This is a genomic window from Paraclostridium dentum, from assembly GCF_048568265.1.
GTDB lineage: Bacteria > Bacillota > Clostridia > Peptostreptococcales > Peptostreptococcaceae > Paraclostridium > Paraclostridium dentum.
This window is the reverse complement of the sequence record NZ_CP183813.1, coordinates 2,054,419-2,071,809: the sequence shown is the minus strand read 5'-3', so window position 1 is coordinate 2,071,809 and position 17,391 is coordinate 2,054,419. Positions and strand designations below refer to the sequence as shown.

Here is a 17,391-nt window from a genome sequence, read left to right as displayed (position 1 = left end):
TATGAAGTGGAAAATAACACTAAGATACGTAGTTAGTATTATTTGTGTAGTTATGATTGTAACTATATTAAATATAATAGGGATACTGGGAGTTACTTTATCAAATAAAGCAAAATCCTCAGAAATACCAGAAACTGATTTTACTAGAGAGTTTAGTAAATATATACAATTAGAGGATAATAAATTAGATATAAGTCAAGAAGGAAAAAAAGTATTAGAAGAAAAGGATGTTTGGATACAAATTTTAGATGAAAATGCAGTTCAAGTATATAGTTACAATACTCCAAGGGAATTAAATAAAAAGTATACTCCAATGGAACTTATAAACGGATATAAGTATGCAGGCGGACTACCAAATTCCAATGCAGATAATATTTTAGTTTCAAGCAAAAAGATAGGGGATACAGATTATACGTATTTACTAGGGTTTCAGAAAGGAAAAATAGAAAAATATATAATAACATATAGAACAAAAGATTTCGGGAGCACTATAATAAAAGTAATATGGATAATATTATTTATAGATTTGATAATAGCTTTAATAGTCGGCTATATTTTTAGTAGAAGATTAACAAAACCTATGAAAAATATTATAAAAGGTGTAGAAAATTTAGAAGAAGGAAAATTCGATGTATATTATAAAGAAAAAGGATTATACGTAAGTGTATATAAAAAATTAAATAAATTGTCAGATACACTAAAAAGTAATGAAATTGAAAGAAATAAATTAGATAAATTAAAACAAGAGTGGATAGCAAATATTTCTCACGATATAAAAACACCTTTATCTTCAATAAAAGGATATGCAGAAATTTTAAGTGATGAAGATTATGATATAAATAGAGAAGAAGCTAAAGATTATGGGGTTATAATTAATGAAAAGTCAGAGTATATAAAAGAATTAGTTGATGATTTAAACTTAACGATGAAATTAAAAAGCAGTGATAGAGTTTTAAGTAAAAAAGATGAAAATATAGTTAGAATTATAAAAGATTCTGTGATTCAGATTTTAAATGATCCTAAGTACTCAAATAGAGATGTAGAGTTTACTTCAAACAAAGACTCAATAACTAAATCAGTAGACAGTATGCTTTTTAAGAGGGTAATAAACAATCTCGTTTATAATGCATTAATTCATAACAATGATAAGGTGAAAATTAAAGTTGAAGTTGAATATATAAGTGAATCTGAAACGATTATAAATATTGAAGATAATGGAAAAGGTATTGAAAAAAAGGATTTAGAAAGAATATTTGATAGGTACTATAGAGGCACAAGTACTGGAGAGGTACACAAAGGGTCTGGTCTTGGAATGGCAATAGCTAAAGACATTATAGTTGCCCATGGGTTTGATATAGATTTGAATAGTGAAGTTGGTAAAGGAACTAAAATTAAAATAATTGTTAAGTAGAAAAAGTCGATCTATATTTAGATCGACTTTTTAATACAATTAGCATCCACATTTGCATCTACAACAACATCTACAGCAACCACATCTAGGACAAATTTTAAAAAATAAAAAACATCTTCCACAGCACTTACATCTACAACATAAAAAGTTTCTATTTTGCATATATACACACCTCCTTATATTAATATATATATAAGTGTAAAATATGGTGCAAAAAAATGAATAAAAATAAAAAAAGCAAAATAGTGTCAAAAAATGAAACTTGTCATATAGTAATGTATGGATATTTTATCCATACATTACTATATAGGAGCTGAAAGCATGAGCTGCAAATATAAAAAAGGATGTTCTTGCAAAAAGACTTGTCAATGCAATAATCAATGGAATCAATGCAAACCATGTAATTGTTGTAACAAATGTAATAAATGCAAGTGTAATTGTTCAAATGGATGGCAATGGGTTAAATTCCCAACTTGTAGAGATAGAAACAAAAATGATGTGTATGAAATTTTAGGAAAATTTGTATATGATTTATTATCAGATATGGATTTACCATGCGGTCACCCAGGAATAAGAGAAATAATAAGAATATTAGAAGATGGCGGACATTTTCCATGTGGGCATCCAGGTTTAGAAGAGTTAATATTAATGGCTATACTAGAAGATAATAAGGAACTATGTAAAACAGCTAAAAAAATATGTTGTAAAAAATAGTTTTTAAAAGTAAGGCCCCTTGTATTTGTACAAGGGGCCTTTTTTTGTTTGTTATCTGTTTTCGTGAATTAGCAAAAGGTATGAAGCTCCAGCTAGTTTAGGACACATAGAATTATTAAAGTTTATTTTACAGACTAATTTATTTCCTTTATAAACAAATCCATTATTATCAACATTTCCAATAGGATCTAAGTTGGAGCTGTTTGAGTATACAAATCCATCACCATCTATACTTCCTACAATGTTGTTGAAATTATCATAAATAATGTTATTATAAGCTTTTCCAATAGGGCAATTATGGTACAAATGATTATGAACTACATTATTTGAGTCTAACCTAGCTATAGGCATACTATTATAAGGAAACTTTATCATTTCAAACATAAATAGAATTCTCCTTTTAAAATTTAATATATTTAATTTTATTAAATTAAGATTATAGTTATGAGTCAATTCTGAAAATTTAAACAAAATCGTAAGTATAGTACCATGTAATACTGCTTAAGTCAGCATTAAAAAGTTCATACTCTTTACTTAAAAAAGGTAAATAGACTTTTTTTGCTGAGTATACGCCTAAGTTACCTGCGATATCTATGTTTTTGAAAATTTTACTTGCAAAAACTATTCCTCTAGCATCCCTTAATTCTATATAAAAGTTAAATAAGTCAGCTATAGCAAAATTTTTTAGATTTAAGATATACCCATCTAAATATAAAGTATCACTTGATTCTTTTAAGCTATTAATTATTAGATTTACAGTATTACTTTGGGTATCAAATTTTGTACAGTAATATAATTCTTTAGATGTAAATTCATTTCTAGAATAAAGGCTATTGTAAATACTGTTATATAAATTAAAACTAGCTAAACTAAAATATAGATTATTTCTATCAAATTGATTTTTATTTTTTAGAAATTTATGGATTTGTTTATTCTCTATAGACATTGCATTTTTTAAATTTGATTTTAGGTCTAAATTAACATAGTATTCATCTGATGAGTTAGGCTTATTTCTTGAAATTATTTGTAGTTCACTATTTAAAAAGCTAATATTTTTTAAATAATTATTTATGGTATTTTTGGGTAAGTTAGAGTTGTTTAGCATAAATGTCAAATATTTAAAAAAATCCTTTTGACTACACAAATATATTCACCTCCTAAATCAAAGCGATTATATAATATATGTTAAAAAAGTAATATTAGTTCTGATGTGTGATATAATAAATAGCTATAAAAATTTAATTTAGTAAAATAAGGTGGTAAAATGGACAATAATTTTAGAAAATTTAATTTGAATAAATATATAACTAAAGCGCTTTTTAACATGGGATACTTAGAACCGTCAAAAGTTCAGGAAGAAGTGGTTCCAAAACTTTTAAATAAAGAAAATATTGTAGTTAAATCAAGAACCGGAAGTGGTAAAACAGCTAGTTTTGGAATTCCTATATGTGAGAATATAAATATTGAAAATAACAACATACAAGCATTAATAGTAGTCCCAACAAGAGAATTGGCTCTTCAAGTAAAAGATGAAATTTCAAATATAGGAAGGTTAAAGAAAATCAGATGTAGCGCTATATTTGGGAAACAGCCAATAAAAGAGCAAATTTTTGAGTTGAAGCAGAGAGTACATATAGTGGTAGCAACTCCTGGAAGAATAATTGATCATATAAATAGAGGGACAATAAGTTTAAAACAGTTAGAATATTTTATTATAGATGAGGCTGATAAAATGTTAAATAAAGGTTTTGTAGATGATATGAGATTTATATTTAACAATATTCCTACAAAGGCTACTACTGGATTATTTTCAGCTACGATAGGTAAAGAAATAAGCCATATATGCGAAATGTATATGGGAAAATATAATCAAATTATTATTGATGAAAATTGCATTTTCAAAAATAAAATAGAAGAAAATTTGGTGTACTCTAATGATGAAAATCGATATGAAACTTTAAGAAATATTATATATACTTTAAAACCTGAAACCACAATCATATTCTTGAACACCAAAGATAGAGTATCTGAATTATATAGAAAGATGAAAAAAGATAAGTTTTTAGTAGAACAATTACATGGTGATATGTCTCAAGATAAAAGAATATTCACAATTAAAGATTTAAAAAATGGAAAATATAATGTATTAGTAAGTACAGATGTAGCTAGCAGAGGTATTCACATAGACGATATATCTTTAGTAATAAATTATGATGTTCCTAGGGATAAGGAGAATTATGTGCATCGAATAGGTAGGACTGGAAGGCATGATCGATATGGGAAAGCAGTGACTATAGTAAGTGATAAAGATAAAAAATATATAGATGAAATAAAAGAATATATAGGGTATGATATCGATGTTTTAGAAGATACAACAAGTGATAAAATAAAAAGTGGCAAATATGAGTTTGAACAAAAATCAGCGGCAATTTTCAAAAACAGAAGGAAAGTACATAATAAAGAAAAAATTCACAGTGAAGTAACAAGAATATATTTAAATGCGGGTAAAAAGAAAAAAATAAGAATTATAGATATAGTAGGGACATTTAGCAATATAAAAGGAATAACCAATGAAGATATAGGAGTAATTGAAGTTCATGATCTGTATTCATATGTTGACTTATTAAATTATAAAGGTGAGAAATTCTTGAAAGACTATAACCAAATAAATATAAAGAAAAAATTAGTAAAAGTAAGAAGAGATAATAAGATATAATATTGCAAAAAATGTCAAAATATGCTAAAATTACGTAGGTTAATTAAAAAAATAGAAACGAAGAAGTATATTCTGTATGTGGGCACCTGGGATATACGGAGTTAGTGGTGCAACCGGCTATATTTATTGAATATAAATATAGCCTTTTTTATTTGGGTTATAAAAATTGAAAAAATAGAAACGAAGAAGTATGTTCTGTATGTGGGCACCTGGGATATACGGAGTTAGTGGTGCAACCGGCTATATTTATTGAATATAAATATAGCCTTTTTTATTTGGGTTATAAAAATTGAAAAAATAGAAACGAAGAAGTATATTCTGTATGTGGGCACCTGGGATATACGGAGTTAGTGGTGCAACCGGCTATATTTATTGAATATAAATATAGCCTTTTTTATTTGGGTTATAAAAATTGAAAAAATAGAGACAAAGAAGTATACCCTGTATGTGGGCACCTGGGGTATATGGAGTCAGTGGTGCAACCGGCTATATTTATAAATTAATTATAAGTATAGTTTTTTTTTATAAAAAATTAAGATGAGGTGATTTTGTGAGAACGAAAAAAAAGTATAGAATGCTTAGTATGATTGTAATATTGAACTTAATACTAAACATTATATCTCCAGGGATGACAGTATTTGCTGAAAACAATAATGTTAAGCTGACATTAACGAGTAGCAAGACAAAATTGGAATCAGGGGAACAAGTTGAATTTAATCTAAATTATGAGGCGTTAAATGGACCAGGGAGTATAAAAGCTGGAGATACAATAACATTTAAATTGCCTGATGTGTTTGAAAATATTCAGCCTAAATATCCGCCAGAACATTTTAAAAATGTAACTGTAGATGGCACAACTGTTACAGCTGTGTTTAGTGAAGGTGCAAATGATGCAATAGGTGGATACATGAGTGTAAAGGCTACAGCTAAAGATGTTGAAACCAATACAACACAAAGAGTTGAAGTTAATTTAAATGGGACAGTTCAATATATTGATGTGGAAATAGTTCCCCCAGATGAAAAAGTACCAGTAGATCCACCAACTGTAACTGATAGACAAGTTTATAAAACTGTTGACAATCCAGATGGATATGATGGTTATGAAAATGGAACATTAATAAACAATATAAACAATCCTGTCATAGGAAAAAAAGTTAAATACAGTGTATATGTAAATGAAAAATATGCAAATATGTATAATGCTTATATAAAAGACACTCTTCCTGAAGGAATGGAGTTAGTAAAAGATTCTGTAAAAGTTTATGAAATACAATATGGACAACCAGAGAAAGATGTTACAGGGGATTTTCAAAGCAAAATAAATACTCAAAATAATTCAGTTAATGTAAATTTTGGAACTACTTACAACAAATATAGAGTAAGTTATAGCGTTATAATAAGACAAAATATGCAACGCTATGATAATATTGTTAATTTAATTAAACATGATGAAACGTTATCATCAAAAGCAATAGTAAAACCTAAAGACGATGGTAAAATGTTAACTAAATATAGTAGAACAAATGAGACAGCAAAAGATGAAAATGGAAATACAATAAATATAGTAAATCTTAATGACAATAAGGTTAAGTATACACTTGATATAAACCCTAATAATCAAAGTGTAACAAATGCAATTATTGAAGATAACATTCCAGATGGAATGAAATTAGTAGATGGAAGTATTATGGTAGGTACATATGATATCTCTGATAACTTTGAATGGGTAACAGATAAAATGAAAGATAAGATAAAATTTGAAAATAATAAGCTAACTGTTAATATAGGGAATACAGATAAGCATTATTTAATTTATTATGACTTAGAAGTTACACAGAGACAAAAGGCTTACACAAATAAAGCAAAATTAAGTTATGACAACACATCTAAAGATGTTCAAAATGTTGTAAGATACGAAATGAATGCAGGGGCTATAAATGCAAGAAAAAAAGTAGACAAGACATTACTTAAAAAAGGGGACAATCAAATAGTAAACTATACAATAGATTTTGATTGTTATGGATATTTTGATAAAGGATATTTAAACTTAACAGATAAGCTAGATCCAGCAGTTGAAATTTTAGGAGTTGATACTCCAGAACACTTTAATGTAAATATAGACAAAGAAAGCAATACTATAAAAATTACAAATGATAAAAAAGAAATAGAGTATGGAGAACCACTTCAAGTAAAAATAAAAACGGACTTTTCTAAAGTTGAAGATGGAAAAACTGTAACTAATGTTGCAAAGATAAACAACTCTACAACTAATAAAGTTGAAACAAAAAAAGGGTATAGATTTACTGCAAAAAAAATTGATAGTGTAACAAAATCTCCACTTTCAGGGGCAACTTTTGATTTAATGGATAGTAATAAAAAAGTCATAACTACATTACAGAGTGATTCAAATGGAAGCTTATCACATTCAATAGATAATCCAGGAGTATATTATTTAAAAGAGACAAAAGCTCCTAAAGGATACAACTTAGATAGTAAAGAGATAAAGTTTAGTGTAAATGAAAATCAAATAGGAACTACTGTAGATTTAGGAAATATAGTAAATACACAATCTGATCATAATGCAACTATTAAAAAAGTTGATTCAGATAATGAAAAAAAAGTATTAGAAGGTGCTATATTTGAAATTCAAAATTTAAGTGGAAGCAAGATAACAAGTGTAACAACAGGTAAAGACGGGATAGCTAATTTAAAGCTTTCACCAGGTAAATATAAAGCTATTGAAAAAAAGGCACCACAAGGATACATTTTAAATATTGATCCTATACAATTTGAAATAAAATTAGATTCCGATTCAGATATCAACTTAGTTGTTAAAAATGATGAAATAAAAGGAAAGATAGAAATAACAAAAACAGATTCAAAAGATAGTAAAAAAGTATTAGCAAATACAGAATTTACTATATTCGATAGTAATAAAAAAGAAATAGCGAAAGCTATGACAAACAAAGAAGGAAAAGTAGAATTCGATAACTTAGGATATGGAAACTACTATTACCAAGAAACAAAAGCACCAGAAGGATACACAATAGATAACAAGATGTATCCATTTGAAATAAAAGACAACAATCAAGTAATAAGCAAGGTAGCAAAAGATGATGCAATAAAAGGAAAGCTAGAAATAACAAAAACAGACTCAAAGGATGCTAAGAAGTTCTTACCAGGAACAGAATTCACAGTATTTGATAAGAATGGAAAAGAAGTATCAAAAGCAGTAACAGATAAAGATGGTAAGATTATATTTGACAACTTAGTATATGGAGAATATACATACCAAGAAACAAAAGCACCAGAAGGGTATGCAATAGATAATACTAAACATGCTTTTAAGATAGAAACAGATAAGCAAGTAGTAAGTAAGACAGTTACAAATGGTAAGATCAAAGGAAAGATAGAGATAACAAAAACAGATTCAAAGGATAGTAAAAAAGTATTAGCGAACACAGAGTTTACGATATTCGATAGTAATAAAAAAGAAATAGCGAAAGCTATGACAAACAAAGAAGGAAAAGTAGAGTTCGATAACTTAGGATATGGAAACTATTATTACCAAGAAACAAAAGCACCAGAGGGGTACACAATAGATAACAAGATGTATCCATTTGAAATAAAAGATAACAATCAAGTAATAAGTAGGACAGTATCAGACGATAAGATCAAAGGAAAAATAGAGATAACAAAAACAGATTCAAAAGATAGTAAAAAAGTATTAGCCAATACAGAATTTACTATATTCGATAGCAATAAAAAAGAAATAGCGAAAGCTATGACAAACAAAGAAGGAAAAGTAGAATTCGATAACTTAGGATATGGAAACTACTATTACCAAGAAACAAAAGCACCAGAAGGATACACAATAGATAGCAAAATGTATCCGTTTGAAATAAAAGATAACAATCAAGTAATAAGTAAGACAGTATCAGATGATAAGATAATAGGAAAAATAGAGATAACAAAGACCGATTCAAAGGATAGTAAAAAAGTATTAGCGAACACAGAATTTACTATATTTGATAGTAATAAAAAAGAAATAGCGAAAGCTATGACAAATAAAGAAGGAAAAGTAGAATTCGATAACTTAGGATATGGAAACTACTATTACCAAGAAACAAAAGCACCAGAAGGATATAAAATAGACGATAAATTGTATCTATTTGAAATAAAGGAACAAAATCAAGTAATAAGTAAAATAGTTACAAATGATCCTATCGTTATAGAGGAAATTAAAAAGGATGATTCAAACTCAAAGAATGAAGAAAATACAACTAGTTCAAATCAAGTTAAGGATGATGTTCAAAAAGATAAAATAAATACATCTAATAACAAAAGCAGTTATGAATCAAACAGTTCAAGTAGTCCACAAACATATGACACTAGCATGTTACCGTACATAGGGTTATTTACAATTTCAACTATAGGATTAGCAGCAAGTACTTTCAATAAAAGAAGAAAGTAAAGGTTTAAAAATAAAGTAGAGTATTAATTTATTTTAGTACTCTACTTTTTATTTTATATACATTATTGATTGAAATAATAATAGATACATTTATACAAAATAGTTTAACTTATTAGACTTGTAATATATAATAGTATTTGTTGTATCAAAAACTAAAATTAGAAATGATAAGGTGTGACATTATGGAAGAATTAAAGATTAAGATTAAAGAAATAACAAATGAAAAGCTTTTAAAAGTTGTTATTAGTAATAAGCTAAATAAAGATGTTAAATATAATAAAATTAATATTGAATTAAAGGAAAAAAATAATAAGGAATACTATCAGATAGAAAAATATACAGATAAACAAGTTTTTCATGAAAATATAGAGTTAGAAATGATAGGAACAAAATTATTTGAAATGATTTTTGAGAGTTATAAACAAGTAGCTGCTTGGTCTGAAAGCACTAATTATGATTTGAAAATATCTAAAAAAGGCAAGGTGTTTTTAGGGAAGAAAAAAAGTAATAATGAAAATTTAATAAATAAAAATCATAATAGAGAAAAAAATTATATACTTAAAGAAGGTATGTTAATACAGCCTTTAATAGATTTAGGTGTATTTACAAAAGAAGGAAAAGTAGTTAAATCTAAATACGATAAGTACAAACAAATAAATAGGTTTATTGAAATAATTGATGATGAGATAAAGAAAAATGATTATAAAGAATTGACTATACTAGATTTTGGATGTGGAAAATCATATTTAACATTTGTACTTTACTACTATTTTGTTGAAATAAAAAAAATAAATGTAAAAATGATTGGTTTAGATTTAAAAGCAGATGTTATAAAGAAATGTAATGATATAGCTCAAAAATATAATTATGAAAATTTAAAATTTGAACTTGGAGATATAAATGGATATAAGTACACTGATAATGTGGATATGGTTATAACTTTACATGCATGTGATACAGCTACAGATTATGCACTTTATAATGCTGTGAAGTGGAATACAAAAATGATTTTCTCAGTGCCTTGTTGTCAGCATGAATTTAATGAACAGATAAATTCTGATGAGTTTTCGATGTTAACTAAGTATGGGATTATAAAGGAAAGAGTATCAGCTCTTATGACAGATGCGGTTAGAGGAAATTTATTAGAAGCATTGGGATATAAAACACAAATTCTTGAATTTATAGATATAGCACATTCCCCTAAAAATATTTTAATAAGAGCTTCTAAAGGTTCTATTTCACAAGAAAAGAAAGAGAGAGCAATGAAAGAAGTTGATAATCTTATAAAAGAGTTTAATTTAAATCCAACTTTACTAAAATTATTAAAAGAAGATAAATTAATATAAAGAGAAAAAGGAATCAATTATCTTAATTGATTCCTTTTTATATATCGAAATACTTATCTCCAAGACTTTCTATACTTTTAAGTACTTTTGCATAATCGTTGCCTTTTTCTGTTAAATAATATTCTACTTTAGGTGGAAGTTCATCGTATACTAATTTACATATTAAATCATCGTTTTCCATTTCTTTTAATTTTTCATTTAGAACTTTATGGCTTACACCACAAGTAATTCTCTGTAGTTCTAAAAAACGTTTAGGACCTTCTAGTAAATGACATAGGATTATTACTTTCCACTTTCCTCTAATTACTTCAAAAGCCAAATCTAATTTACAAACATACTTTTTACCATCTCTAATAATCAAAATTATCACAACCTTTATTGGATCTTTACTATATTTTAACCTATAAAACAATTTAACATAATACTAACTTTTTAGTAAGTACTTGATTATAATATAAATTAATATTAGTATAATTAAATAAGCAATTATTAATGTATACAGGGAGGATTATATATGAAATTTAGATTTTGTCACAATAATATAAACGTGTTAAATTTAGAAAAAAGTTTAGAGTTTTATGAAAAGGCACTTGGGCTTAAAGAAGTAAAAAGACATGAAGCAAAAGATGGAAGTTTTATACTATCTTATTTAGGAGATGGAGAAACTACACATACGTTAGAACTAACATGGCTTAAAGAATGGGATAGAGCATATAATTTAGGAGATAATGAGTTCCATCTAGCATTAAGAGTTGATGATTTTGATGCAGCTTATAATTTACATAAAGAAATGGGATGCATTTGTTTTGAAAATAAGGATATGGGGATATATTTTATAGCAGACCCAGATAATTATTGGATAGAAATTTTACCTTCAAAATAGTCATAAAAGCAAATAAAAAAACCAGCTAAATATGCATATAAGCATATTTAGCTGGTTTTTTTATTTTAAAATAAGCATAAAACTATCATTCATTAAAAATAAGTACATATATATTTTATTAGAATAATTAATTGGGGGGTGAAATTTATAAAGTATCCAATTACAGTTCAATACGGTAGATTCTCACTATCAATTTATGAAAAATTAAGTTGTAGTATAGAAATAATAAAGAGCTATCTAGAATCCCAAATTATAGAAAATCAGAAAATAGGTAGTGAAGTTATGGAGGGCTTAAAGTCAAAGTACCCCTATGGTTATATTATATATAATGAAGCCAATATATTTAATCAAAACTCAACAAATGCGTTTATAGAAGTACATATAGAAAAAAATATAAAAGAAATTGAAAAAAGTAATATTGAAAGTTTTATACATAGTATTTTTAATATTATTAATGAATTTAATATAGATACAATTATAGATATAAAAAAACTAGAAGACTCAAAATTAAATCAAAAGTATTATAAAAGCAATTTATATATTAGGTTAGAAAGAAGTAAAGAATTGAAATTAAACGTAAATAAATATCAAAAAATAATGAATATAAAATTATTTTTAAAAAGTAATCAAGACTTAATCCTAAATATTACAGATCCTTCTAATTTTAAATTTAAAGATATAAGTTTAAATAGTAAATTAAAAAAATTTAAAATCAACAATGTTAAATTAAAGTTATATGAACAAAATAAAAATGAAATAAATATAAACTTAAAATCAGAAAAATTCATAGAAAAAGGAATTTGGATATTTAAATTTAATGAAATAACTAAAAATAAATGTATTGAAACATCGTTTATGGAAAAAGAAAAAATAGAAAGTAATTTAGAGTATAGAGATTTTCCAAAATCATATATAGATTCAAATGAATTTGAACCTATATTCATTATATATTATTATCCAAAATACGAAGAGCAGTTAAAAACGTTAGAAAATATATTTAAATTTTATAAGCTATCAGATGGAATGGGCATTGTATTTATACAAAAAGATAGAATTATAGATTTAGGGAGATTATACTCATTTACATATATTTATAAAATGCAGAGATATGCAAAGATGGTTCAGCTAACAAACTTATCTAAAGGAATAGAAAATGGATATACATCGAATGAAGAGATAGGGGTTAACTATTTTAAAACAAATCCAAATGTAAACCTAGATGGAAGAGGCGTTATAATAAGCATTGTAAATTCAGGGATAGACTATTTACATCCAGATTTTATATATCCTGATGGAACCTCAAAAATTTTATATTTATGGGATCAAACTAAAGAAGGGAATCCTCCAGAAGGATTCAACATAGGAACTGAATATACAAGAGAGGATATAAACAAAGCAATAGCTGAAAAAAACCCTAATTTATCTACTGACGAAGAAGGTATAGGGACTGCACTAGGAGGAATATGCGCAGGACTTGGGAGTATAAATAAGTCTTATGCAGGAGTAGCAGAAGGGGCTGATTTAATAGTTGTTAAATTAAAAAAAATAGATGGATTTTATAATAATGGAACTTTTTTAAGTGGAATAGATTATAGCTATAAAAAATCAAAAAAATTACATATGCCAATAGTTCAGAATATAACTTTGGGTAGTAATAACTTGGTTTCCCCAGGTATTGGATTTATGGATAATGATTTATTTTATGAATATAGAGTATGTGAAGTTACAGGAGCAGGGAATGAGGGAAATGGAAAGACACATACTATGGGCAAAATAAGTTTTGCTGGAGAAGTTAAAGAAATCGAAATTGAAATAGCAGAGTATGAAAAAGAAATTGAAATTGACTTATGGGTAGATAAACCAGATAAATTAAACCTATTAATTATATCTCCATCAGGTGAAGAAAGCAAAACATCACTTGTATCAAATTTAAATGTACTTGAAGGATTGTTTGACTTTGAAAATACATATTACTCTATATGGTCAACATATCCACTATATTATTCAGGACAACAAACTACAATAATAAATTTACAAAATGTAAGTAAGGGGATATGGAAGATAAGGTTAATTGGAGCGTCTATAACAAATGGAGTGTACCATATTTACTTGCCCAATAATTTGATGTTAAATCCTGGAACTAAGTTTAGAGATGGAAATCCAAACTACACACTAACATATCCTTCTATATACAAGGATTCAGTTACTGTAGGAACTTACAATAGTTTAAATTCTAGTATATGGACAGAATCATCAAGAGGACCTGTGGTTGGAAATAGAGGTAGAGTTGAAAGTCCAGATATAGTAGCACCAGGTGTAAATATAATAGCACCGCATGAAAATGATAAGTATGCAACAGTAAGTGGAAGTGGGGTTGCAGCATCATATACGGCAGGATCGATTGCTTTAATAATGCAGTATGTGCTTTTTAAAGAAAATTATAAAGATAAGTCTGTAGTTCAAAAAATAAAGACATACTTAAGGGCAGGGGCTAAGAGAGATAGTAAAATAAGTTATCCTGATGCAAGCTATGGGTATGGAATTTTAAATATAAAAAATACTTTTGATCAAATTAAATAGTTAAGGGGTGATTATTTGGGGAAATCATATGTTGCTATATACAATGGAAATGAGGAAGAGTTAAAAACTCAATTAAGTCAAAAAAACCTAAATAACTATATTGTTTTAAATAGAAAAGCTGTTGCTATATATGTTGGTGAAGACTTTGATGAAGAAATTTTCTTTAAAATTGAATGTATATATGATTGGGGAGTTTCAACTCATATGAGTTCACTTATAGAAATAAATTTAAACAGTGACAATGGTAAGCCTGCCAGGTCTATTTCAGCATTAGATTACATTGAAAAAAACCCATATATAAATCCAACTGGAAAAGGCACTATTATAGCGATTATAGATTCGGGGATAGATTATATGCACCCTGATTTCATAAAAAAAGATGGAACATCAAAAATAATATCTATTTGGGATCAAGACTCTGATAAAGGAAATCCACCTGAAGGCTTAAACTTTGGGAGTGAGTTTACAAATGAACAGATAAATGAATATATTTCTAGACAAGATTCAACTCTAACAGAAGATAATATTGGAACAGGAACACTAGCAGCTGGCATTGCTGTTGGGTTGGGAAATGAAAACTTTGAATGTAAAGGTATTGCAACAGATAGTGAATTGATAGTAGTTAAGTTAAGAGAAGAAGTTGGTGTATATAAAGAAGGGCGAATAAGTTATGCACTTAGTGACTTTTTAGCAGGAATTAAATATGTTATTGATAGTTTAAGAAAGCACCCCAAAAGTTTGGTTATAAATTTGACAGTGGCAAGTAAAAGTGAAGGTGTTGTTGAAACGACATTATTAGAATCATTTGAAAGCTTAACAATTCCTGGAGTAATTATTGTTTGTGGATTAGGAAATGAGGGCAATACAGATACTCATTATAAAGGGAATATTAAAAATATTAATGATGTTGTAGATATATTAATACAAGTTGGAGAACAAAAAAACTTAGATATTATAGTATCTTGTGTTGGACCAGATAAAATAAATGCATCTCTAATATCTCCATCAGGAGAGTTGAGCTATGATATAAAATATTCACCAGACAGATTCATATATAAAGGTAGATTTAATATAGAGAAAACTAATTATGACATGAGATTTTTATACCCATGGCTTAAATCAGGAACAGAAGAAATTGTAATAAATTTAAAGGATATAAAACCTGGAATTTGGACCTTAAGATTAAAGGCAGAATTTTTAATATCTGGGGAATATGACGTATTTTTGCCAAATAAAAATTTATTAGATAAAGATACAAGGTTTATAAATTCAAATTCGTTTTCAACAACAACATGGTTTGCCTCTACTGAAAATGTATTATCTGTAGGCGCATATAATAATAATACTGATAGTATATGGATTCAGTCATCAAGAGGAACATTAAATCAAAACCCTTTAAAACCGGATATAGTAGCTCCAGGAGTCGATATAATAGGACCTTATAAAAACAATAAGTATGCAAAGGGAACGGGAACTGGAGTAAGCAGTTCTATTATAAGTGGAGTGGCATCTGTTTTAATGGAGTATATAAGTTCTCAAAGTGAGCTTGGAAGAAATTTATTATTTACAGAAGTAATAAAAACTTACTTAATGATAGGTGCAGATAGGCAGGACATATACAGTTATCCAAATGTTAACTTAGGATATGGAGTTTTAAACTTTAAAAAAACTATGGAAAGTATAGCTGAGAATTTAAGATAGGTAAAGTGTTTGAATATTAAAATTAATATTCAAACACTTTATTTTTTTGAAAATAAGGGTATTATATATAAATAATGAATATTAAAGGGGAGCAATTGGAATGAAAAATAAAAAACAAAAAATTTTTTTAGGTATAATAATTTTTTTGATTTTATCTGCAACTATAATATTTTCTATTAAAAAATTAGATACACAGCAAATTCAACAAGTTAAAAAAATAGAAAAAAATAAAGATATAGTTGAAAATTCAGAATCAAAAAATTTAACTTTCTTTAGAGATATAGCTGGAGTTAAAGCAACAAATATAGAATTAATAGATAATCCAGTAGGCGTAAAAGGTGAATTTTTAGTTCCTGAAAAGTCTATTTTAAATGGAATAAACTATTTTTTAAAGGAGACTAAAAATGATAAAATAAACAATGTAAATATAGACATAGAAGAGAATGGGATAATTGCAAAGGTTGATTATAAAGTAAATCAAAACATAACAACTCCCATTGAAGTTAAGTTTTTGCCAACTGTGGATAAGAATAATAATTTGATTTTAAATATTAAAGAAGTTAAATTACTGGATTTAAAGTTATATGATTGGATAGTTGATATAGCATTGAAAAGCTTTATAAAAGATTGGTTTTCTAAAGATAGCAATATAAATGTTAAATTTGAAAAAGGAAATGTCGTAATTGATAAAAATAATTTCAAGGAAGTAATATTGAAAAATATATCTTTAGAATCTAAAGATTTGAAAATAAATATGATTATAGATTTTAATAATATTAACAATTAAAAATTCGAATGAAAATAAAAAATACTATACTCAAATTTGAGCATAGTATTTTTTATTTTTTTGGAATATATATTTTTTTAATGAAGAAAATAATAGATAAGAAAAATTTTAGGAGGATAACAATGAAGAACACTGCATCTAGATTCATATCAATTTTTATTGCTACCATTATTTTATTAACAATAACATCTTCAACAATATATGGAGTTGATAAAAGCTATAAAATTTCTTCAGCTCCACCTCAAATAAGTAAAGAATTAAAGGGAAAAGAAGAATTAATAAAATACTTTAGTGAAATAAAAAGAATAAGAAATAATATGAATACTATAAGTATCAATTCAGAAACAGCTAAACAAAAAGCAGATACTATACAAAAACAAATTACATCTTATTCATCAGAACTAAAAACAATTTTAAATCTTATAGCTAGATTTAAAGTTGTATACAAAGATTCACCTTCAGATTTATTTGTTGCAAATCAAATTGAAATAGTAGCATTTATACTAGATTCATCACTACAGCAACAATCACTTTTAGTAGATAGATTAGCCCAGGGAGAAGCTACAGACTTGTTTTTCTCAGAATATTTAGTAAGTATATATTATTATTTAAATATAGCAGATGAAATGATTAATTATCTTGAAAGATTTTATGGTATTAGATAAATAAAGAAATATCTAACTTTGTTAAGTTAGATATTTTTTTTATATTGATAATATCGATAGCTTTGTTTTTGTGTATCGATATTATCAATTTGTAGAAAATTAACATATATTGTA

The 17,391-nt window shown here is 26.6% G+C and carries 14 protein-coding genes and 4 riboswitches; of the genes, 10 read left to right on the top strand and 4 right to left on the bottom strand.

Annotation, left to right across the window (positions count from 1 at the left end):
* The first annotated feature begins 1 nt into the window (after position 1).
* Positions 2-1,411 carry an ATP-binding protein gene (locus ACN6I1_RS09440; RefSeq protein WP_419741742.1) on the top strand — a complete coding sequence of 470 codons (1,410 nt, stop codon included), beginning with the start codon at positions 2-4 and terminating at the stop codon, positions 1,409-1,411.
* A gap of 17 nt (positions 1,412-1,428) precedes the next feature.
* Here ACN6I1_RS09440 and ACN6I1_RS09435 read toward each other — a convergent pair whose 3' ends face one another.
* Complete coding sequence (locus tag ACN6I1_RS09435; protein ID WP_419741741.1) at positions 1,429-1,581, bottom strand: hypothetical protein; 153 nt, start codon at positions 1,579-1,581, stop codon at positions 1,429-1,431.
* Positions 1,582-1,732: 151 nt separating this feature from the next.
* Here ACN6I1_RS09435 and ACN6I1_RS09430 point away from each other — a divergent pair, with 151 nt between their 5' ends.
* Positions 1,733-2,125: a hypothetical protein gene (locus tag ACN6I1_RS09430; RefSeq protein ID WP_278683618.1), complete on the top strand. Its 393-nt coding sequence runs from the start codon at positions 1,733-1,735 to the stop codon at positions 2,123-2,125.
* A gap of 51 nt (positions 2,126-2,176) precedes the next feature.
* Here the strand turns inward: ACN6I1_RS09430 and ACN6I1_RS09425 are convergent, their stop codons facing one another.
* Together ACN6I1_RS09425 and ACN6I1_RS09420 are read right to left on the bottom strand one after the other, a co-directional pair.
* Positions 2,177-2,509, bottom strand: coding sequence for a hypothetical protein (locus tag ACN6I1_RS09425; RefSeq protein ID WP_419741740.1), 333 nt, complete (start codon positions 2,507-2,509; stop codon positions 2,177-2,179).
* Positions 2,510-2,588: 79 nt separating this feature from the next.
* Positions 2,589-3,269: a hypothetical protein gene (locus ACN6I1_RS09420; protein WP_419741739.1), complete on the bottom strand. Its 681-nt coding sequence runs from the start codon at positions 3,267-3,269 to the stop codon at positions 2,589-2,591.
* A gap of 120 nt (positions 3,270-3,389) precedes the next feature.
* Between ACN6I1_RS09420 and ACN6I1_RS09415 the strand changes: the two genes are divergently transcribed.
* The 3 genes from ACN6I1_RS09415 to ACN6I1_RS09405 all read left to right on the top strand — a co-directional run bounded on the left by ACN6I1_RS09415 (position 3,390) and on the right by ACN6I1_RS09405 (position 10,661).
* Complete coding sequence (locus ACN6I1_RS09415; RefSeq protein ID WP_419741738.1) at positions 3,390-4,841, top strand: DEAD/DEAH box helicase; 1,452 nt, start codon at positions 3,390-3,392, stop codon at positions 4,839-4,841.
* Positions 4,842-4,885: 44 nt separating this feature from the next.
* Positions 4,886-4,969: riboswitch (cyclic di-GMP riboswitch) on the top strand.
* Between the two features lie 39 nt (positions 4,970-5,008).
* Positions 5,009-5,092, top strand: a riboswitch (cyclic di-GMP riboswitch).
* A gap of 39 nt (positions 5,093-5,131) precedes the next feature.
* Positions 5,132-5,215: riboswitch (cyclic di-GMP riboswitch) on the top strand.
* 39 nt (positions 5,216-5,254) lie between these two features.
* Positions 5,255-5,338: riboswitch (cyclic di-GMP riboswitch) on the top strand.
* Positions 5,339-5,391: 53 nt separating this feature from the next.
* On the top strand, positions 5,392-9,315 hold the full coding sequence (locus ACN6I1_RS09410) for a SpaA isopeptide-forming pilin-related protein (protein WP_419741737.1): 3,924 nt from the start codon (positions 5,392-5,394) through the stop codon (positions 9,313-9,315).
* 182 nt (positions 9,316-9,497) lie between these two features.
* A complete protein-coding gene (locus ACN6I1_RS09405; RefSeq protein WP_419741736.1) occupies positions 9,498-10,661 on the top strand; it encodes a class I SAM-dependent methyltransferase in 1,164 nt (387 codons plus the stop codon).
* A gap of 37 nt (positions 10,662-10,698) precedes the next feature.
* Here the strand turns inward: ACN6I1_RS09405 and ACN6I1_RS09400 are convergent, their stop codons facing one another.
* Positions 10,699-11,022, bottom strand: coding sequence for a winged helix-turn-helix transcriptional regulator (locus tag ACN6I1_RS09400; protein ID WP_035117583.1), 324 nt, complete (start codon positions 11,020-11,022; stop codon positions 10,699-10,701).
* Between the two features lie 153 nt (positions 11,023-11,175).
* Between ACN6I1_RS09400 and ACN6I1_RS09395 the strand changes: the two genes are divergently transcribed.
* The 5 genes from ACN6I1_RS09395 to ACN6I1_RS09375 all read left to right on the top strand — a co-directional run bounded on the left by ACN6I1_RS09395 (position 11,176) and on the right by ACN6I1_RS09375 (position 17,277).
* Positions 11,176-11,544: a VOC family protein gene (locus ACN6I1_RS09395; RefSeq protein ID WP_021433496.1), complete on the top strand. Its 369-nt coding sequence runs from the start codon at positions 11,176-11,178 to the stop codon at positions 11,542-11,544.
* A gap of 138 nt (positions 11,545-11,682) precedes the next feature.
* Positions 11,683-14,124 (top strand): S8 family serine peptidase, encoded by a 2,442-nt coding sequence (locus tag ACN6I1_RS09390; protein ID WP_419741735.1) that lies wholly within the window; start codon positions 11,683-11,685, stop codon positions 14,122-14,124.
* 15 nt (positions 14,125-14,139) lie between these two features.
* A complete protein-coding gene (gene cspC / locus ACN6I1_RS09385) occupies positions 14,140-15,825 on the top strand; it encodes a bile acid germinant receptor pseudoprotease CspC (RefSeq protein WP_419741734.1) in 1,686 nt (561 codons plus the stop codon).
* 100 nt (positions 15,826-15,925) lie between these two features.
* Positions 15,926-16,612: a hypothetical protein gene (locus ACN6I1_RS09380; RefSeq protein WP_419741733.1), complete on the top strand. Its 687-nt coding sequence runs from the start codon at positions 15,926-15,928 to the stop codon at positions 16,610-16,612.
* Positions 16,613-16,734: 122 nt separating this feature from the next.
* Positions 16,735-17,277 (top strand): hypothetical protein, encoded by a 543-nt coding sequence (locus ACN6I1_RS09375; RefSeq protein ID WP_419741732.1) that lies wholly within the window; start codon positions 16,735-16,737, stop codon positions 17,275-17,277.
* The last annotated feature ends 114 nt before the right edge of the window (positions 17,278-17,391 follow it).

What these genes read in the sequence shown, in the direction of transcription:
- ACN6I1_RS09430 (WP_278683618.1), top strand. Translation starts at nt 1,733, where the DNA reads ATGAGCTGCAAATATAAAAAAGGATGTTCTTGCAAAAAGACTTGTCAA.
- ACN6I1_RS09440 (WP_419741742.1), top strand. Translation starts at nt 2, where the DNA reads ATGAAGTGGAAAATAACACTAAGATACGTAGTTAGTATTATTTGTGTA.
- ACN6I1_RS09425 (WP_419741740.1), bottom strand. Translation starts at nt 2,509, where the DNA reads ATGTTTGAAATGATAAAGTTTCCTTATAATAGTATGCCTATAGCTAGG.
- ACN6I1_RS09395 (WP_021433496.1), top strand. Translation starts at nt 11,176, where the DNA reads ATGAAATTTAGATTTTGTCACAATAATATAAACGTGTTAAATTTAGAA.
- ACN6I1_RS09375 (WP_419741732.1), top strand. Translation starts at nt 16,735, where the DNA reads ATGAAGAACACTGCATCTAGATTCATATCAATTTTTATTGCTACCATT.
- ACN6I1_RS09380 (WP_419741733.1), top strand. Translation starts at nt 15,926, where the DNA reads ATGAAAAATAAAAAACAAAAAATTTTTTTAGGTATAATAATTTTTTTG.
- ACN6I1_RS09415 (WP_419741738.1), top strand. Translation starts at nt 3,390, where the DNA reads ATGGACAATAATTTTAGAAAATTTAATTTGAATAAATATATAACTAAA.
- ACN6I1_RS09405 (WP_419741736.1), top strand. Translation starts at nt 9,498, where the DNA reads ATGGAAGAATTAAAGATTAAGATTAAAGAAATAACAAATGAAAAGCTT.